Consider the following 14,379-nt stretch of genomic DNA (forward strand, 5'->3'; position numbering starts at 1 on the left):
GAACGGTTGACACCTTTCAAACTGGCATTGTATTGCACGGATGATTGGGGCGCTTATGAGCGTTTATTGCCTGAAGATAAGCATTTAATCACTAAGCGCTACACACAAAGCATTGAACGGCAAAACCTGAATTTGAGGATTTGGATTAAACGTCTAGCACGCAAGACGATCTGTTTTTCTAAGTCTATCGAGATTCATGACAAAGTCATTGGAACCTGTATCGAAAGACGCTTCTTCAACTCCTTTAAATCATGACCCACTTCCTGTCCATTTGTCAAAAACATAACCAGCATCATTAGTTGAGGCATATAAATAGATTTGACTGCCTACATCAATTGAGGTCGTAGTGTTAGCACAACCAACACCACAAGAAATTCCAGAACCACTGGTATTGGAAGTATAATTTTCATAATATCCGTTAATAATACCTTTATTTGTACTATTAGCGCCACTCTTGGTTAAGTTGAGATCCAAAGGATTGGCATGTACCACAGAAAAAAGCATATAAAACAATGATACAAGCAAATGTGCTGTAATCTTTTCAAATGAAAACATAATATCACTCCATGAAATATATAAAGACCTCTTGTATGCCCCGTATATAGGTTATTCTATTGCAAGAAAAATAGCGATTAAAATTTAATCAAAATAGGCTATTAGTACTATCTTCTAAGAAATTATTAACCCAAACTTTAAAACTGCACTCTTTCGCTAAAGTATCAACGAGTTCATAATGCACAGCTTTTGCCATGATTTAGAGTGATCATGCTTTTATGTTTGGAGTCAATATGGACACGCGCCAACCTATCAACGCAAGCGCTATGAGCATTATGACGGTGCTATGTATTTTGTGGGGTTTACAGCAGGTTGTCTTAAAAGCAACGGCCAGTGATTTAGGGCCAGTGCTCCATATCGCCCTACGTTCGGGCATTGCCGCTTTACTAACCATCAGCTTAATGCTGTGGCGAAGTGAACGCCTTAATTTTGTGCTTTATGGAAAAGCAGGCTTAGTGGCTGGTAGTTTGTTTGCTTTGGAATTTATTTTTCTGGGTACAGCCCTGCATTATACGACCGCTTCGCACTCGGTCGTATTGCTTTATACCGCACCGATTTTCGCTGCCATTGGCTTACAATGGAAACTACCTTCAGAACGCTTAAGGCGCTTGCAATGGGTGGGGATTAGCTTAGCGTTTATTGGCGTTGTCGTTACATTTTGGGGCGGCAATCCTAATAACCCTGCGACACAAACTAGCACACAACAGGCCTTGTTCGGTGATTTTCTCGCGTTATTAGCGGGGCTGTGTTGGGCAGCAACCACTGTGGTTATTCGCACAACGGCTTTGAGTAAAGCACCCGCCACCGAAACCTTACTTTATCAATTACTGATTGCTTGTTTTATCTTGTTACTGGCCGCTTGGTTTTTGGGCGACTTTTACTTCCGTTCAACGCCCTTAGTCTGGAGCGGCCTACTATTCCAAAGCGTCATGATTTCGTTTGCCAGTTTTCTGATCTGGTTTGGCTTATTAAAACGCTATCTCGCCTCACAGTTAGGGGTTTTTTCTTTCTTAACTCCCTTATTTGGCATTGTATTTGGCGTCCTACTCCTGAATGACCCCATTGAAACACGGTTTATCATCGGCTCGGCGTTAGTGTTAGCGGGTATTATCCTCGTGAGCGGCCATACTTGGTTCATGCAAATCATGACAAGCCCTAGAAAATCCTCATAAAAATCAGATTATCTTAGATAATTTTCAAGAAATAATACTCTAGTTAAAATGGTATTTTCTAAAAAAAATACACTATGATTAATAACAATAATAAACTTTGGTTCATCTTTGGCGGCGCTCTATTGGTATCAGGCTGTACGTCTAATGCACCAATTCGGCAAGAATTGCTTAATAAACAGGTGGCAAGCCTTACTCACAACCCCGAAGAAATCAGGTTACTGACAATCGACGGTGAAAATGCTGTTGAAGAGCGCGTTGCCGTGTTGAAGCCAATCGCTCACAAAGAATTAAAACCCGGACTACATAAAGTCACCGCACAGCTCAATTGGTCTAACTATAGCTATGTTATGGGCACAAGCATAGTCATCAAATCCACTAGCCCAGAAATTAAACAAGCCTGCTTTATGGCACAAGCGGGGGATTATTTAGTGGTTGGAGCTGAACTACTCCCTACTGGAAAACTTTTTAACTCACTTCGAGCCATGCCATGGAACATTAGAATTAGTGATGGCCACTCGCCAGTGTCTTTAAGCACGCCACAAAAAGCTATCCCCTTAATCCCTTGCCCGTAAATTAGAACAACAAAACTGGATTAATGCTCAATGAAAAAAATAATAAGACTCTGTGCAACCGCTTTTACTTTACTGCTGCCCTTTAGTGTCTCAGCTGAGCAGTCTGTTTTTCTTGAAATCGGTGCCCAATCCGGCGGTGATAAAGTGGCACAGAATATTAGTGGGGGCGATGATTATTCCGCTGGCAGTGGTGCAGTCATTGGTGCTGGTGTAAAAAAATCGCTGAACGCCAAGGTCGACTTTAAGGCGACAGCAGCTGCTCGTTATCAAGGTGGAAACGATAGTGCCTATGCCAGTGGCTTAGTCGCAGAAGGTGCAGCCTTGTATAAATTCAATAATCAATGGTCTATGGGTGGCGGCTTACATGGTGACTTTGCTAGTAAAGTCAAAGACTCACAAGGAACGGTTACCAAATTCGATGACGCGTTTGCGCCGATGATGTTAGTGGATTGGAGCTATACACCGGGGATTTCCATCGGTGGGAAATATATTGCAGCCGATTATAAAACGACCACAGGAAAAGATTATAATGGCAATCAAGTAGCCATCTACGTTCATTTTAATGCTTTTTAACTCGGACACCTAAATAGGAAAAAGGCTATTATTCAATAGCCTTTTGCAGCATTTAATACGCTATCAAATACTCGCAATCAACTGATTAAATAGCGCACTAGGACGCATGACTTCGCTGGTTTTCACCGGATCAATATAATAATAGCCACCTAAATCTACTGGCTTGCCTTGAACACCGTTTAACTCAGCCACAATCTTGGCCTCATTTTCGGTGAGTGCTTTAGCCAATGGTGCAAATTTAGCCGCTAATTCGGCATCTTCGGTTTGATTAGCTAGCTCTTGTGCCCAGTACATAGCTAAGTAGAAATGGCTACCACGATTGTCAATCTCGCCGACTTTACGTGATGGAGATTTATTGTTGTCCAATAACTTCTCAGTCGCGTGATCTAAGGCATTAGCTAGTATTTCAGCTTTCTTACTACCTGTTTTTTGCGCAACGTCTTCAATTGATACCGTTAACGCTAAAAACTCACCTAAGGAATCCCAACGTAGGTAGTTTTCTTTCACCAATTGTTGTACGTGCTTAGGTGCAGAACCACCCGCCCCCGTTTCAAATAAGCCACCACCCGCCATTAAGGGCACAATAGATAGCATTTTGGCACTAGTACCTAATTCCAGAATCGGGAATAAGTCGGTGAGGTAATCCCGTAGAATATTACCCGTTACCGCAATCGTATCGAAACCCCGGAACGCACGTTCTAAGGTGAAACGCATCGCACGTAATTGCGACATAATGTGGATTTCCACACCGGTTAAATCATACGCTTCTAAATAGCGATTTACCTTTTTGATGAGTTCGTTTTCATGGGGACGATAAGGGTCTAACCAGAATACGGCTGGAGTCTTAGATAAACGTGCACGAGTTACAGCTAATTTTACCCAATCTTTGACCGCCGCATCTTTGGCTTGACACATACGCCAAATATCACCCTCTTCCACATTTTGTACCATCAAGACTTTGCCTTGATCGTCCACAATACGCGCTTCACCCGCTTCAGGGATTTCAAAGGTTTTATCGTGGGAACCGTATTCTTCGGCTTGCTGTGCCATCAGACCTACGTTTGGTACAGTACCCATAGTACGTGGGTCAAATGCGCCATTGGTTTTACAGAAGTTGATCACTTCTTGGTAAATCCGCGCGAAGGTACTTTCTGGTTGCACGGCTTTGGTATCGTGCATTTTACCATCTGGCCCCCACATTTTACCGCCATCACGAATCATCGCTGGCATAGATGCATCCACAATCACATCATTAGGGGCATGTAGATTGGTAATACCTTTATCCGAATCCACCATCGCTAAGCGGGGACGTTCGGCTTCTTCGGCTTTAATCGCAGCAAGAATTTCGTCCTGCTGTTCTTGAGGTAAGGTTTTGATTTTCTCATGGACGCTGCTCATGCCATTATTCGGTTTTACCCCGATTTGCTTGAACAGATCACCGTATTTAGCAAATAAATTTTTGTAGAAGGTTTTGACCGCATGCCCGAATACAATCGGATGCGATACTTTCATCATGGTCGCTTTGACGTGTAAAGAGAATAAAATATCAGTTTCTTTGGCATCATTGATTTCTTCTTCATAGAAATCACATAATGCTTTTTTGCTCATAAACATGCTGTCAATGATTTCGCCTTCCAAGATATGTGTCTTAGGCTTTAATACAATGACACGACCGTCTTTCGTCACTAAGTCCATGGTCACATCGCATTCACGATCCATGGTCATGGATTTTTCACCGTGATAGAAGTCACCATGTGTCATGTGTGAGACGTGCGTACGGGAAGCATGGCTCCATTTACCCATTTTATGAGGATTGTTGCGTGCGTAACGTTTAACCGCAGCAGGTGCACGCCGATCCGAGTTACCTTCACGTAATACAGGATTTACCGCACTCCCAGAAACCTTGGCATAACGCTTAACAATCGCTTTTTCTTCTTCCGTTTGTGGATTTTCTGGGTACTCAGGAACCATGTAACCCTTAGCCCGTAACTCTTTAATGGCTGCCGTTAATTGTGGCATAGAGGCACTAATATTGGGCAACTTAATAATATTAGTAGCAGGGTCTTGCGTCAGACGCCCTAACTCACCGAGATTATCAGGAACGCGCTGGTCTTCGGTTAAATAATCAGGGAACTCCGCTAAAATACGCGCGGCCACCGAAATATCAGAAGTCACTACCTCAATACCTGCAGGTTTTGCAAACGCCTGAATAATGGGTAAAAACGAGTAAGTGGCTAGTAGCGGGGCTTCATCGGTTAGGGTGTAAATAATTTTAGAGTGCGTAGTCATAGTAATCCTTGGTGGTCAAGCTGTGACAACAAGCCCTTTGGTGTGGGCTAAATTTTGGTGCACTATTCTACTATATCTAGAAAGGGATAGACAAAAGCTTCGTTTGCCAGTTAGAACATCGCGCTCTTAGCGATTTTTCTGTTTTACGGCTAGCGATCAACCAAACTAATGAAGTTTGAGTTTCCCCGAGTGCGATAATCAATAAGACACTTATAATTGCCAAACAACAATTCGTTGCCGATCGGCACTCGCGTGGAGCGTTGCTAGGTGGTCGGTGTGTAAAAAGTATAGTGGGGTGGCAATTGTGTTGATCGTATTGTTGGCTTGACCACTTAAATAGTACATCCCCAGAGCGCACGAAGATCGCATACTTAAGAAGCAAACAGGGAGTGTCTAAGGGCAATGGTATTTGCAGTTCTGAGTGTGGCGTCGTGATCGAAGCCAAGTGCATGGGTGGTGAGGGCAGATAGGAAGAAGATGAAATAGTTGACCGTGAAGTGCTAGTGGTGCGAAAGCCTCGCTGGATGGGGCTTTGGAAGATACACAGTTCTTTTTACAGTCTCAAAATCACTCTAAAACTGCTCTAAAATGATACTGATAATACATGCTAATAATATACCCCCTACAATAATGGCTGCCCACTTTTGTCCTCTAGTTTTGATCTGTCCAACACCACCAATTCCCATTCCCATATCACTCACCACGCAATTCCTGAATAACCTCGATCATGTGTAATTCCTCCACCAACTTGTCCAATGTTAGTAGTGTTGTTTGCTGTTTTACCTGCGCCCAACCCAACAACGGTTGCTATTGCTCCACTTGAAGAAACTACAACTCCACCACCAAGTATACCATAAGCAACATTACCGCTCCCTGCATAACCTGCAATAAAATTATTCGTATCTCCCCGAGCAACACTTGACTAATTAAGCCAACCCCAGTCACAGTAGTGCCTATAGCGACGGAATTAGGCATAGCTTTATTTCCACCGAAACCAACAAAGGAATGGCCATCCCTAGAAAATGTCCCCCATACGCTAAGCACATATAAATCTAACTGAAAATTCACGAAATCTGGCCTGCGTGCTAAATTAGATACCCCAGTACAACCAAATGCATGGTTCCATGCCCAGTCTGTAGACTGCCCAACTTCATGGTAAGTATCTGGTGCAAGTGATTCCCAGAACAAACCTTTTGGATCAGTGAAATTTAAGGGGTTCTGCCCCACGTACCCATAAGTATTCAAGCCACCGGCCAATCTAATCGGATCAGAACTAATATACCGCCCCATTTTCGGATCATAATAACGATTCCAATTGTAATGCAGCCCTGATTCCGCATCATAATACTGCCCAGGAAAGCGCAAGTTAATCACAGTGGCAATTGAGTCATTATCTGGATCTTGTATTGGGGCTGTCGTTCCAAAGGCATCCGATTCCCAACTCCAAATCCGGCGCTTATCGGCGGGCAAACTCGCATTACTATCGGACGCATAGCGTACTGTCCCTAAATGATCAGTATGCAGATAAATCAACTTACCTTGTGCAGAAGCATTGTAAGGACTATTTGCAGCCTATAGCACTGCGATTGGGGTATTAGCATCATCATAAAAATAGAGTGCTTGTCTCACATACAAAGCTAGAGCCGGTTTACCAGCTCTTAGCTTGGGAGCTTCAAGCGTTTTTCCCAAAGCTCGTGATAAATCGGTTCAGCTTGGTCATAGAGTGTCTGTAACTCAGCGCTTAATTCACCGTGCGATTCCTGCCATTGTCCGAATCCGGTCGATTTCCACACCGAGTCATACCAATGCTGCGCCCACACTCCATCGCTCTCTCGCTGCCCCGCAGGCCAGCGCAACATTTGCTCATAAAATGGAATCTCGCAATAGTCACATAAGGCTTCTAAATAGCGGCGGGGTTGATGCAGAAAATCGTTGGCATCAATAACCAACGGCTCACCAACTTTATTTCTCACCCACTCGTACAAACGCCATTGTTGCGGCAAACCAATATCCTCCAAATTAACTTCGGTGCGTTTTTTGGCGTAAGACAACAAGACCTCTTTGGGATCACGTAATAAAAAACAATGCTTGAGTTGTCCCAACCAATCCATTGGATAATGGGGCAACATATGATGGGTCATGTGTTTTTGATAAAACAAGCCAGTTGGATTGGGTGTGGTGCATTGTTGAATCACTTTCCCGACGTCCGCTTCGTGATGCTGCAAAATTTCCTCACGCATAGGATGATCCAAGCCAGTTTGTGCCAAATAAGCAGCATAAAAAGGCTCATCCCATACCACGGTATCAGGGCGATTTTCCCAAGCACGCATCATTGCGGTTGATAAATTACGTGGCCCCGACCACATCGCTACTATTGGCAACATAAATCATTCTCTCCATCCATGATTTTAGAGTACTTGCTTTAAAGCATCGCGCTTAATGAGTTTTTTATAAGAATCGCGCAAATGCAATAACATTCCCCCCGCTTCACCGTTACCAATTGTACGCCCATCGATTTCAAATACTGGCGTTTGTGCGCCAAAAGTGCCTGTTAAAAAAGCCTCATCCGCGCTATAAGCTTCCAACAACGAGAAATTTTTCTCAAAAACCGGAATATTTTCTTCGCGGCAAATCTCAATCACTTTGCGGCGCGTAATGCCATTCATGCAATAATCACCGCTTGAAGTCCACACTTCACCTTTACGCACGATAAAAAAATTACAAGCATTAGTGGTATTCACAAAGCCAAAAGGATCCAGCATTAACGCCTCATCCGCTCCCGCTTTACGCGCATGAATCAGAGGAATAATACAATTCAATTTAGAGTGTGAATTTAATTTTGGATCTTGCGTTAACGGTAAACCACGATGTTGTGGAGTGGTATATAAGCGAATACCATTTTTTAATACCGACTCATCGGGCTTGCTAAATTCTGCAATAATAACGATGGTTGAACCATAAATACTCAAGCGTGGGTCTTGAAACGGTTTACGCTTGCGTCCACGGGTTACCATTAAACGAATATGCACATCCGTCGTCATACTATTCGCTTTCAAAGTCGCCCACAAAGCTTCCACCAATTGCGCACGCGTCAAACCAATCTCTAAATCAATACAATACGCCGCTTCATAAAGACGATCTAAATGATCATCCAAGAAAGCAATAACCCCATCGTATAAGCGTAACCCTTCCCACACACCATCACCTAGTAAAAAACCTGAGTCGTAGACGGATACCTTCGCGTCCTCGCGCGGGACAATATCACCATTCACATAGATTTTTATGTGGTCATTCCGCTCATCAAATTCGGCTTCGTGGGTACTACGGCTCATGTTATTAGACTCCGTCAAGAAAACTGGCTGGCACTTTAGGTATCTTACACATAAAATCGCCGTTTTTGCGCACTTCTAAAACCCTATGAAAAAAATCGAACAAGCTTTTGAGCACTTGCTATTTGCAAGCCGTTGGCTAATGGCACCGGTGTATCTTGCGCTGATTGTCACGCTAATTATTATGATGATTAAGGCGATCAAACAACTGTTTGGCCTTATGGCAACGATGATGAGCGCTGATGGGCAAGAAATTATTGTGGGCGTACTCTCAATTGTTGATGTCTCGCTGATTATGAATCTTCTGATTATTATTATTTTTAGCGGCTATGAGAACTTCGTGTCGAAAATGGAAGATTTACATGAGCACGCGGATCGCCCAGATTGGATGGGGCATATTGGCTTTACCGATTTGAAATTGAAATTGATTGGCTCGATTGTTGCGATTTCAGGCGTTGAATTATTGAAAGTTTTTATGCATGTCAATAGCGCGACCGATCGTGAATTAGCGTGGATGGTGGGTATTCATCTAACTTTTGTCATTTCTGGCGTACTTTACGCATGGATGGATAGAATTAACCATGCCATTCCCGCTCACCACAGCTCACAGGATGCTAATCATTAAAGTGAGGCTGGTCTAACACAATCAATTCCCTGTCAAATCGTTATGGCGTAAACTTTAGAGAAACCTTATATAAGGATTCGATCATGAAATTTAAAGTGGAAAAGATGATGTGTAGCGGATGCACTAGCACAGTGAAAGCTAAGCTGGAAGCCTTAGCAGGCGTGACCGCCGTTCGGGTTGATTTGGCCTCAGGGACGGCTGAGGTAGAAGGTACGATCATACCACAACAAGTGATCGATACTTTGCAAGCAGCCGGTTATCCGACTCGTTTACAAAGCGCATGACCACACCTGCAAACCTACGGCTTTCCATAGCGGGCATGATGTGTGCAGGCTGCGTCAAGGCGGTTGAAACCGCGTTAAGCAGCGTTTCAGGTGTGGAACAGGCTATGGTGAATTTGGCTGAACGCACTGCACTGGTAAAAGGCTGCCCCAATGAAAGCGAATTGGTGCAAGCCGTGCGTAAGGCTGGTTTCGATGCCGCCATCATGCGCGGACGCCAAGCCGATACCGAAAAAGAAGCTTTCGAACGCGCCCAATATAAGCAGTTGTGGCAACGCACTGGGGTCGCTGGCTTAGCAGGCGGCTTTCTTTTCATTGCTGACATGCTGCTAGGTATACTGCCCAGTATGCACGGTTCAGGGCATTGGTTTTGGCTGGGCGTAAGCCTAGTAACACTCGCCATTATGGTGTATAGCGGCGGTCATTTTTTCAAAGGTGCGTGGCAACAGCTCAAACATCGTAGCAGCAATATGGATACCCTGATCGCGCTCGGTACGGGTACGGCATGGCTTTACTCCACGCTGGTTGTCTTATTCCCCGCCCAATTTCCTAGCCTTGCTCACCATGCCTATTTTGAATCCGCCTTGGTCATTATTGCCTTTATCAATTTCGGTCATGCGCTAGAAATGCGTGCACGCGGACAAACCACCCAAGCGATTAAAAGCTTAATGAATTTGCAGCCTCCCATGGCACTGACCATACGTAACGGAGTTGAGATTGAACTTCCCTTGGAGGAGGTCGGATTACAGGAAACCTTACGTGTCCGTGCGGGTGAGCGAATACCTTTAGATGGTAGCGTGTTGGAAGGCGAGACCTATGTAGACGAGTCTATGTTGACAGGCGAGCCTTTGCCGGTACACAAGCAAACGGGCGATACCGTCACGGGCGGCACTATGAATAGTTCCGGTACTTTTCTGATGAAGGTCAGCCATATTGGTGCGGATACGGTACTGGCACAAATTATTGAACGCGTGCGCGAAGCCCAAAGCTCCAAACCAGCCATTGCGCAATTAGCAGATAAAATTGCTTCAGTATTTGTACCCTTGGTAGTCAGCATTGCCCTACTCACCTTTGTACTCTGGTATTGGCTCGGCTCAGACCCCAAACTAGGCTATGCGCTGGTAGCTTCGATGACTGTAATCGTGATTGCCTGTCCCTGTGCTTTGGGCTTGGCAACACCAATAGCCATTATTGCTGGCGTTGGCAAAGCGGCTCAACACGGCATCTTGATACGTAATGGTGATGCCTTACAGCAAGCCGCCTCACTTGACACGATTGTATTAGATAAAACCGGCACCTTGACTCAAGGTAAACCACAGGTTCAAAGCATTCTTCCAGCATCCAGCTATGACGCCAACACGGTCTTACAGCTCGCCGCCAGCTTAGAACAAGGGTCTGACCACCCCTTGGCACAAGCGTTACGCAGTAGCGCACACCAAGCGGGGCTAAATGACTTAACGATTACTGATTTTCATAATAGCAGTGGCTATGGTGTACATGCTAAGTACCAGCAGCAAACATACTACTTGGGTAATGTGCGCTTGATGGAAGCGCAGCATCTATCCTTAACGGAATGGCAAAGCGCACTCCAGAATCTCGAACAACAAGCACAAACGCCCGTTTTTCTCGCGACACAACAACAAATCATCGCGCTATTTGGCCTAGCGGATCCCCCGAAACTAGACGCCAAAACTAGCATTGCTGCCTTACAAGACCAAGGCTTAAACGTCATTATGTTGAGCGGCGATCGTCAAGCTGTTGCCAATCAAGTAGCGCAGCAGCTAGGCATTAAAACTGTATATGCTGACATGCTGCCCGAAACCAAATTACAAACTATTGAAAAACTACAACAGCAAAGACATAAGGTTGCGATGGTAGGCGATGGGATTAATGATGCCCCGGCCCTCGCTCGCGCCAATGTAGGACTTGCGATTGGCGCTGGCACCGATGTTGCGATAGCGGCAGCCGATGTGACCTTGATAGGGGGTTCTTTACAAGGTATTGCACGTGCTATCACCATTTCCAAAGCCACGGTGCGGACTATTCACCAAAATCTGTTTGGTGCATTTATTTATAATATTATTGCGATTCCTGTCGCCGCCGGCGTGCTCTATCCTTTCACAGGTGTCTTATTAAATCCAATGATTGCAGGTGCTGTGATGGCCTTATCGTCTGTGACCGTTGTGGCAAATGCGAATCGACTCACGCGTTTAAAACTCGCTTAACACCACTCAATAAAAATTTTTTCGCTTACCCCGTAAACATTTCAAGATTCCTTCGTCTGTAGTGATGAATGCGCTGCAAACCCAGTACGCAACCTCTTCATCGACTAAGCAAGGAGTTTGTTATGTTCTTATTTAAGCGTTTATCTCTCTGGAACCGCCTTTGCGTATTACCCTGCCTGATTGCGAGTACAGTAAGCCTTGCAGATACTTATGAGCTGGAGCGTGATACTTGTGGTGAATATTCGGCCAAAGCTGTTTATCAATTCCACTCCCAAGCGTTAGCGAATTGTGGCTTTTCCGATGCGCGCTGGAATGCTGATGGTGCTGGACAGCATCATTGGTGTCGCACAGTTAGACCCATCGAGGCCGAACGCGAGACGGCTGCTCGTGCCGAATTACTCATGAAATGCTTAAACCCACAGGGCAGTATTAACAAAAATGACTTACAGGTTCCCATTTCTACACTAAATAGCGAACTGGTGAATGCCGCCGGACGCGGCGCTACTGAACGGATGCAACAAGTCATTGCCGCAGGTGCTGATCTAGCGAAATACCAAGATAGCTTAATGCAATCTGCCCTTAGCTCCCAAAATACGAAAACCATTAGCTTTTTAATGCAGATTGGTTTATCGCTTACCAAACAAAATCAAAGTCCTTTGGAGAATTTTATTACCTATGGCAAAGAAACCAAAGAAAACCTAAAAACTTTAAAATGGCTATTAAGTCAAGGTGTCAATCCGAATATGATTGGACAGTCTTCTTATACCCCTTTATACCATGCTATTACGCGAGAAAATCCCGAGGTCGTTACTTTACTCTTACAATCGGGCGCTAATCCAAACATCGATATTCGCGGTAAAAATTGCACAACTAATATGCCGATGGACTCAGCGGTGGATACGGGTAAAGAAAATATTATTGCCCTATTACGTAGAGCCGGAGCGAAACCCCAAGCGCAATGCAATCGTAATTAAGGTAAATCTTTTACCACACGAAACCCCAAGACGTAACTGCGATCTAATAATGACGCTGGGCTACGCGCTGCTGACCGAGCGCTGGCGGGTACATTATCCCATCCACCACCACGCCGCGCTCGGAAAGCATTTTGGCTGCAAGTCTCTTGAGTACTTGCAGTGATTTGATAGGTTTGTTGCCAACAATCGGCAGTCCACTCCCAAACATTGCCCGCCATATCATGTAAACCAAACGGATTTGCGGCAAATTGCCCCACTGGCGCTGTTTGTGCCCACTGATCCTTCCCTTCAACACCAAGGATATTGGCAAAATTCCGATCTGGCTGACTCCCCCAATAAAATGCAGTAATTTTTCCACCACGCGCCGCATATTCCCATTCAGCCTCGGTGGGTAAGCGATACGAATGCCCTGTCTTTTTGGATAACCACTCTGCATAAGCCTGTGCATCTTGCCAACTGACACACACAACAGGGTGTACGGGGGGTTGGGTAAAACTAGGATTACGCCAATTATGATTAGGACTAATGACCCAAGCACTGGGTTTCTGTAAGTCTTGAATCGCACAACCCTGCTGTTGAAATTCGGCGGTAGTCACATAACTCGTGTCATCGACAAAACGTTTAAACTGCTGCACAGTAATCTCATGCCGTGCTATCGCAAACCCTTTCACCTGCACGCTATGCGCCGGATACTCATTCTCACGACAGCCCCCTAATTGGTCATCCCAACCGGCCGTACACCCCATCGTGAAACTACCTGCCGCCAATGCAATCATTTGTGGCATATCACTTGGTGGTGCAGCCGCCGGAATCATAGGTTGTGTTGTAGTTGGAGTGGAAACAGCGCTAGATAAAGTTGTTGGCTGTGATAACCACCAGCCCAAACCTAGGCCAGCCCCTAATAACCCAAGCCCGACTACCACTAACAAGCTAAGCGTTTTACCACGGGAAGACCTCAAACGTTCACGCCGTAACTGCTCACTGCGCTGATAAAAAGCCGCTGCTTGTTCAGGACTAATCACCGCCGTTTGCTCACGGGCTTGCCGCCACAATAACACTTGTCTGACAGCTTCGGCTTCCTCATCATCACCCTTACCTGCTACTGGCAGACGCTTACCTGAAACCACCTCGTCCCAAGCCTCAGTTTCGTGTTCATTTTCGTCCGCCATTAGCATAACTCCTGTTTCAATTGCCACACCCTGTCACGCAAACCGGACAAACGCTTGGCAATTGCCCCAATGGTGCGACCAGTACGCTCAGCAATTTCACTATTGCTCAAGCCCTGCACATAATCAGTGTAAATTGCCATGTCTGCGGCTCCCGTTGGCTGGCGTGCAATTTCATCAAATACGCGCTCCAAACAATCAACTTGGTTATATAAATCTTGATCTGCAAACGCGAGTGATAGGGTATTTTCTTCTGCAACAGCTACCAGTGTGCCATCCAAATCCGGCTCAAATACCTTTTTCTTAGTTTGATAGTGGCGTAAGCGATCAATATATTCATTGCGCACAATCGAAAATAACCAAGCGCTACAATTTTCTGACAAGTGCTGAGAATGATTAAGGATTTTAATGGCGACTTCTTGCAAAATATCCTGCTGATCTTCAGCACTGAGCGGATAATGGCGATATGCACAGGATTGAATATAGCGCGTCAGCACCGATAAAAGCTTTGCACCCTTATCGCCGCGCTGCTCCACGAAATGTAGTAACATTTCCTGGCACTGTGTATCAGCCACAAACCTGGTTTCGCTCAATAAAACTCACTCCTTGAGTCTACAT

15 protein-coding genes are annotated in these 14,379 nt (G+C 45.1%); 8 read left to right on the top strand and 7 right to left on the bottom strand.

All coding sequences use genetic code 11. The features are described 5' to 3' along the window. A partial coding sequence (locus A3IE_RS0116780; RefSeq protein WP_020396788.1) for an IS1 family transposase occupies positions 1-255 on the top strand: 255 nt, incomplete at its 5' end. On the opposite strand, the gene A3IE_RS0116785 is transcribed toward A3IE_RS0116780, so the two are convergent. After that, positions 250-555 carry a hypothetical protein gene (locus tag A3IE_RS0116785; RefSeq protein ID WP_020396789.1) on the bottom strand — a complete coding sequence of 102 codons (306 nt, stop codon included), beginning with the start codon at positions 553-555 and terminating at the stop codon, positions 250-252. The two genes, A3IE_RS0116780 and A3IE_RS0116785, sit on opposite strands and share 6 nt — an antisense overlap. Positions 556-788: 233 nt before the next feature. On the opposite strand from A3IE_RS0116785, the gene A3IE_RS0116795 reads away from it, so the two are divergent. From A3IE_RS0116795 to A3IE_RS0116805, 3 genes are all read left to right on the top strand, one after another. Next, complete coding sequence (locus A3IE_RS0116795) at positions 789-1,727, top strand: DMT family transporter (RefSeq protein ID WP_020396791.1); 939 nt, start codon at positions 789-791, stop codon at positions 1,725-1,727. Positions 1,728-1,801: 74 nt separating this feature from the next. Beyond that, positions 1,802-2,299, top strand: coding sequence for a hypothetical protein (locus A3IE_RS0116800; protein ID WP_020396792.1), 498 nt, complete (start codon positions 1,802-1,804; stop codon positions 2,297-2,299). 30 nt (positions 2,300-2,329) lie between these two features. After that, complete coding sequence (locus A3IE_RS0116805) at positions 2,330-2,872, top strand: hypothetical protein (RefSeq protein ID WP_020396793.1); 543 nt, start codon at positions 2,330-2,332, stop codon at positions 2,870-2,872. Between the two features lie 63 nt (positions 2,873-2,935). Here the strand turns inward: A3IE_RS0116805 and A3IE_RS0116810 are convergent, their stop codons facing one another. The 4 genes from A3IE_RS0116810 to A3IE_RS0116830 all read right to left on the bottom strand — a co-directional run bounded on the left by A3IE_RS0116810 (position 2,936) and on the right by A3IE_RS0116830 (position 8,493). Next, positions 2,936-5,161: an NADP-dependent isocitrate dehydrogenase gene (locus tag A3IE_RS0116810; RefSeq protein ID WP_020396794.1), complete on the bottom strand. Its 2,226-nt coding sequence runs from the start codon at positions 5,159-5,161 to the stop codon at positions 2,936-2,938. Positions 5,162-5,989: 828 nt separating this feature from the next. Continuing rightward, entirely contained in the window at positions 5,990-6,694 is a 705-nt protein-coding gene (locus A3IE_RS23290; protein WP_020396796.1) for an RHS repeat-associated core domain-containing protein, read from the bottom strand. A 125-nt stretch (positions 6,695-6,819) separates the two neighbouring features. Beyond that, positions 6,820-7,545 (bottom strand): sulfotransferase-like domain-containing protein, encoded by a 726-nt coding sequence (locus tag A3IE_RS0116825; protein WP_020396797.1) that lies wholly within the window; start codon positions 7,543-7,545, stop codon positions 6,820-6,822. Between the two features lie 24 nt (positions 7,546-7,569). Then, positions 7,570-8,493, bottom strand: coding sequence for an aminotransferase class IV (locus A3IE_RS0116830; RefSeq protein ID WP_020396798.1), 924 nt, complete (start codon positions 8,491-8,493; stop codon positions 7,570-7,572). Positions 8,494-8,578: 85 nt separating this feature from the next. Between A3IE_RS0116830 and A3IE_RS21110 the strand changes: the two genes are divergently transcribed. The 4 genes from A3IE_RS21110 to A3IE_RS0116850 all read left to right on the top strand — a co-directional run bounded on the left by A3IE_RS21110 (position 8,579) and on the right by A3IE_RS0116850 (position 12,595). Next, positions 8,579-9,115: a TIGR00645 family protein gene (locus A3IE_RS21110; RefSeq protein ID WP_020396799.1), complete on the top strand. Its 537-nt coding sequence runs from the start codon at positions 8,579-8,581 to the stop codon at positions 9,113-9,115. 83 nt (positions 9,116-9,198) lie between these two features. Then, positions 9,199-9,399 (top strand): heavy-metal-associated domain-containing protein, encoded by a 201-nt coding sequence (locus A3IE_RS0116840; protein ID WP_020396800.1) that lies wholly within the window; start codon positions 9,199-9,201, stop codon positions 9,397-9,399. Beyond that, positions 9,396-11,621 (top strand): heavy metal translocating P-type ATPase, encoded by a 2,226-nt coding sequence (locus A3IE_RS0116845; RefSeq protein ID WP_020396801.1) that lies wholly within the window; start codon positions 9,396-9,398, stop codon positions 11,619-11,621. Before A3IE_RS0116840 ends, A3IE_RS0116845 begins: the two co-directional genes overlap by 4 nt. A 122-nt stretch (positions 11,622-11,743) precedes the next feature. Continuing rightward, positions 11,744-12,595, top strand: a complete 852-nt coding sequence (locus A3IE_RS0116850; RefSeq protein ID WP_020396802.1) for an ankyrin repeat domain-containing protein — start codon at positions 11,744-11,746, stop codon at positions 12,593-12,595. On the opposite strand, the gene A3IE_RS22285 is transcribed toward A3IE_RS0116850, so the two are convergent. Both A3IE_RS22285 and A3IE_RS0116860 read right to left on the bottom strand, forming a co-directional pair. Beyond that, positions 12,592-13,764: a formylglycine-generating enzyme family protein gene (locus A3IE_RS22285; RefSeq protein WP_020396803.1), complete on the bottom strand. Its 1,173-nt coding sequence runs from the start codon at positions 13,762-13,764 to the stop codon at positions 12,592-12,594. The genes A3IE_RS0116850 and A3IE_RS22285 overlap by 4 nt on opposite strands. Beyond that, positions 13,764-14,312, bottom strand: coding sequence for an RNA polymerase sigma factor (locus tag A3IE_RS0116860; RefSeq protein WP_157832894.1), 549 nt, complete (start codon positions 14,310-14,312; stop codon positions 13,764-13,766). Before A3IE_RS0116860 ends, A3IE_RS22285 begins: the two co-directional genes overlap by 1 nt. Between the last annotated feature and the right edge of the window lie 67 nt (positions 14,313-14,379).

The organism is Thiolinea disciformis DSM 14473 (assembly GCF_000371925.1).
Classification (GTDB): Bacteria; Pseudomonadota; Gammaproteobacteria; order Thiotrichales; family Thiotrichaceae; genus Thiolinea; species Thiolinea disciformis.

Bases quoted from the DNA above. Each gene is read 5' to 3' on its own strand.
- A3IE_RS0116805 (WP_020396793.1), top strand. From the start codon at position 2,330: ATGAAAAAAATAATAAGACTCTGTGCAACCGCTTTTACTTTACTGCTG.
- A3IE_RS0116825 (WP_020396797.1), bottom strand. From the start codon at position 7,545: ATGTTGCCAATAGTAGCGATGTGGTCGGGGCCACGTAATTTATCAACC.
- A3IE_RS0116850 (WP_020396802.1), top strand. From the start codon at position 11,744: ATGTTCTTATTTAAGCGTTTATCTCTCTGGAACCGCCTTTGCGTATTA.
- A3IE_RS0116830 (WP_020396798.1), bottom strand. From the start codon at position 8,493: ATGAGCCGTAGTACCCACGAAGCCGAATTTGATGAGCGGAATGACCAC.
- A3IE_RS0116810 (WP_020396794.1), bottom strand. From the start codon at position 5,161: ATGACTACGCACTCTAAAATTATTTACACCCTAACCGATGAAGCCCCG.
- A3IE_RS0116840 (WP_020396800.1), top strand. From the start codon at position 9,199: ATGAAATTTAAAGTGGAAAAGATGATGTGTAGCGGATGCACTAGCACA.
- A3IE_RS0116795 (WP_020396791.1), top strand. From the start codon at position 789: ATGGACACGCGCCAACCTATCAACGCAAGCGCTATGAGCATTATGACG.
- A3IE_RS0116785 (WP_020396789.1), bottom strand. From the start codon at position 555: ATGTTTTCATTTGAAAAGATTACAGCACATTTGCTTGTATCATTGTTT.
- A3IE_RS0116860 (WP_157832894.1), bottom strand. From the start codon at position 14,312: ATGTTACTACATTTCGTGGAGCAGCGCGGCGATAAGGGTGCAAAGCTT.
- A3IE_RS0116800 (WP_020396792.1), top strand. From the start codon at position 1,802: ATGATTAATAACAATAATAAACTTTGGTTCATCTTTGGCGGCGCTCTA.
- A3IE_RS0116845 (WP_020396801.1), top strand. From the start codon at position 9,396: ATGACCACACCTGCAAACCTACGGCTTTCCATAGCGGGCATGATGTGT.
- A3IE_RS22285 (WP_020396803.1), bottom strand. From the start codon at position 13,764: ATGGCGGACGAAAATGAACACGAAACTGAGGCTTGGGACGAGGTGGTT.
- A3IE_RS21110 (WP_020396799.1), top strand. From the start codon at position 8,579: ATGAAAAAAATCGAACAAGCTTTTGAGCACTTGCTATTTGCAAGCCGT.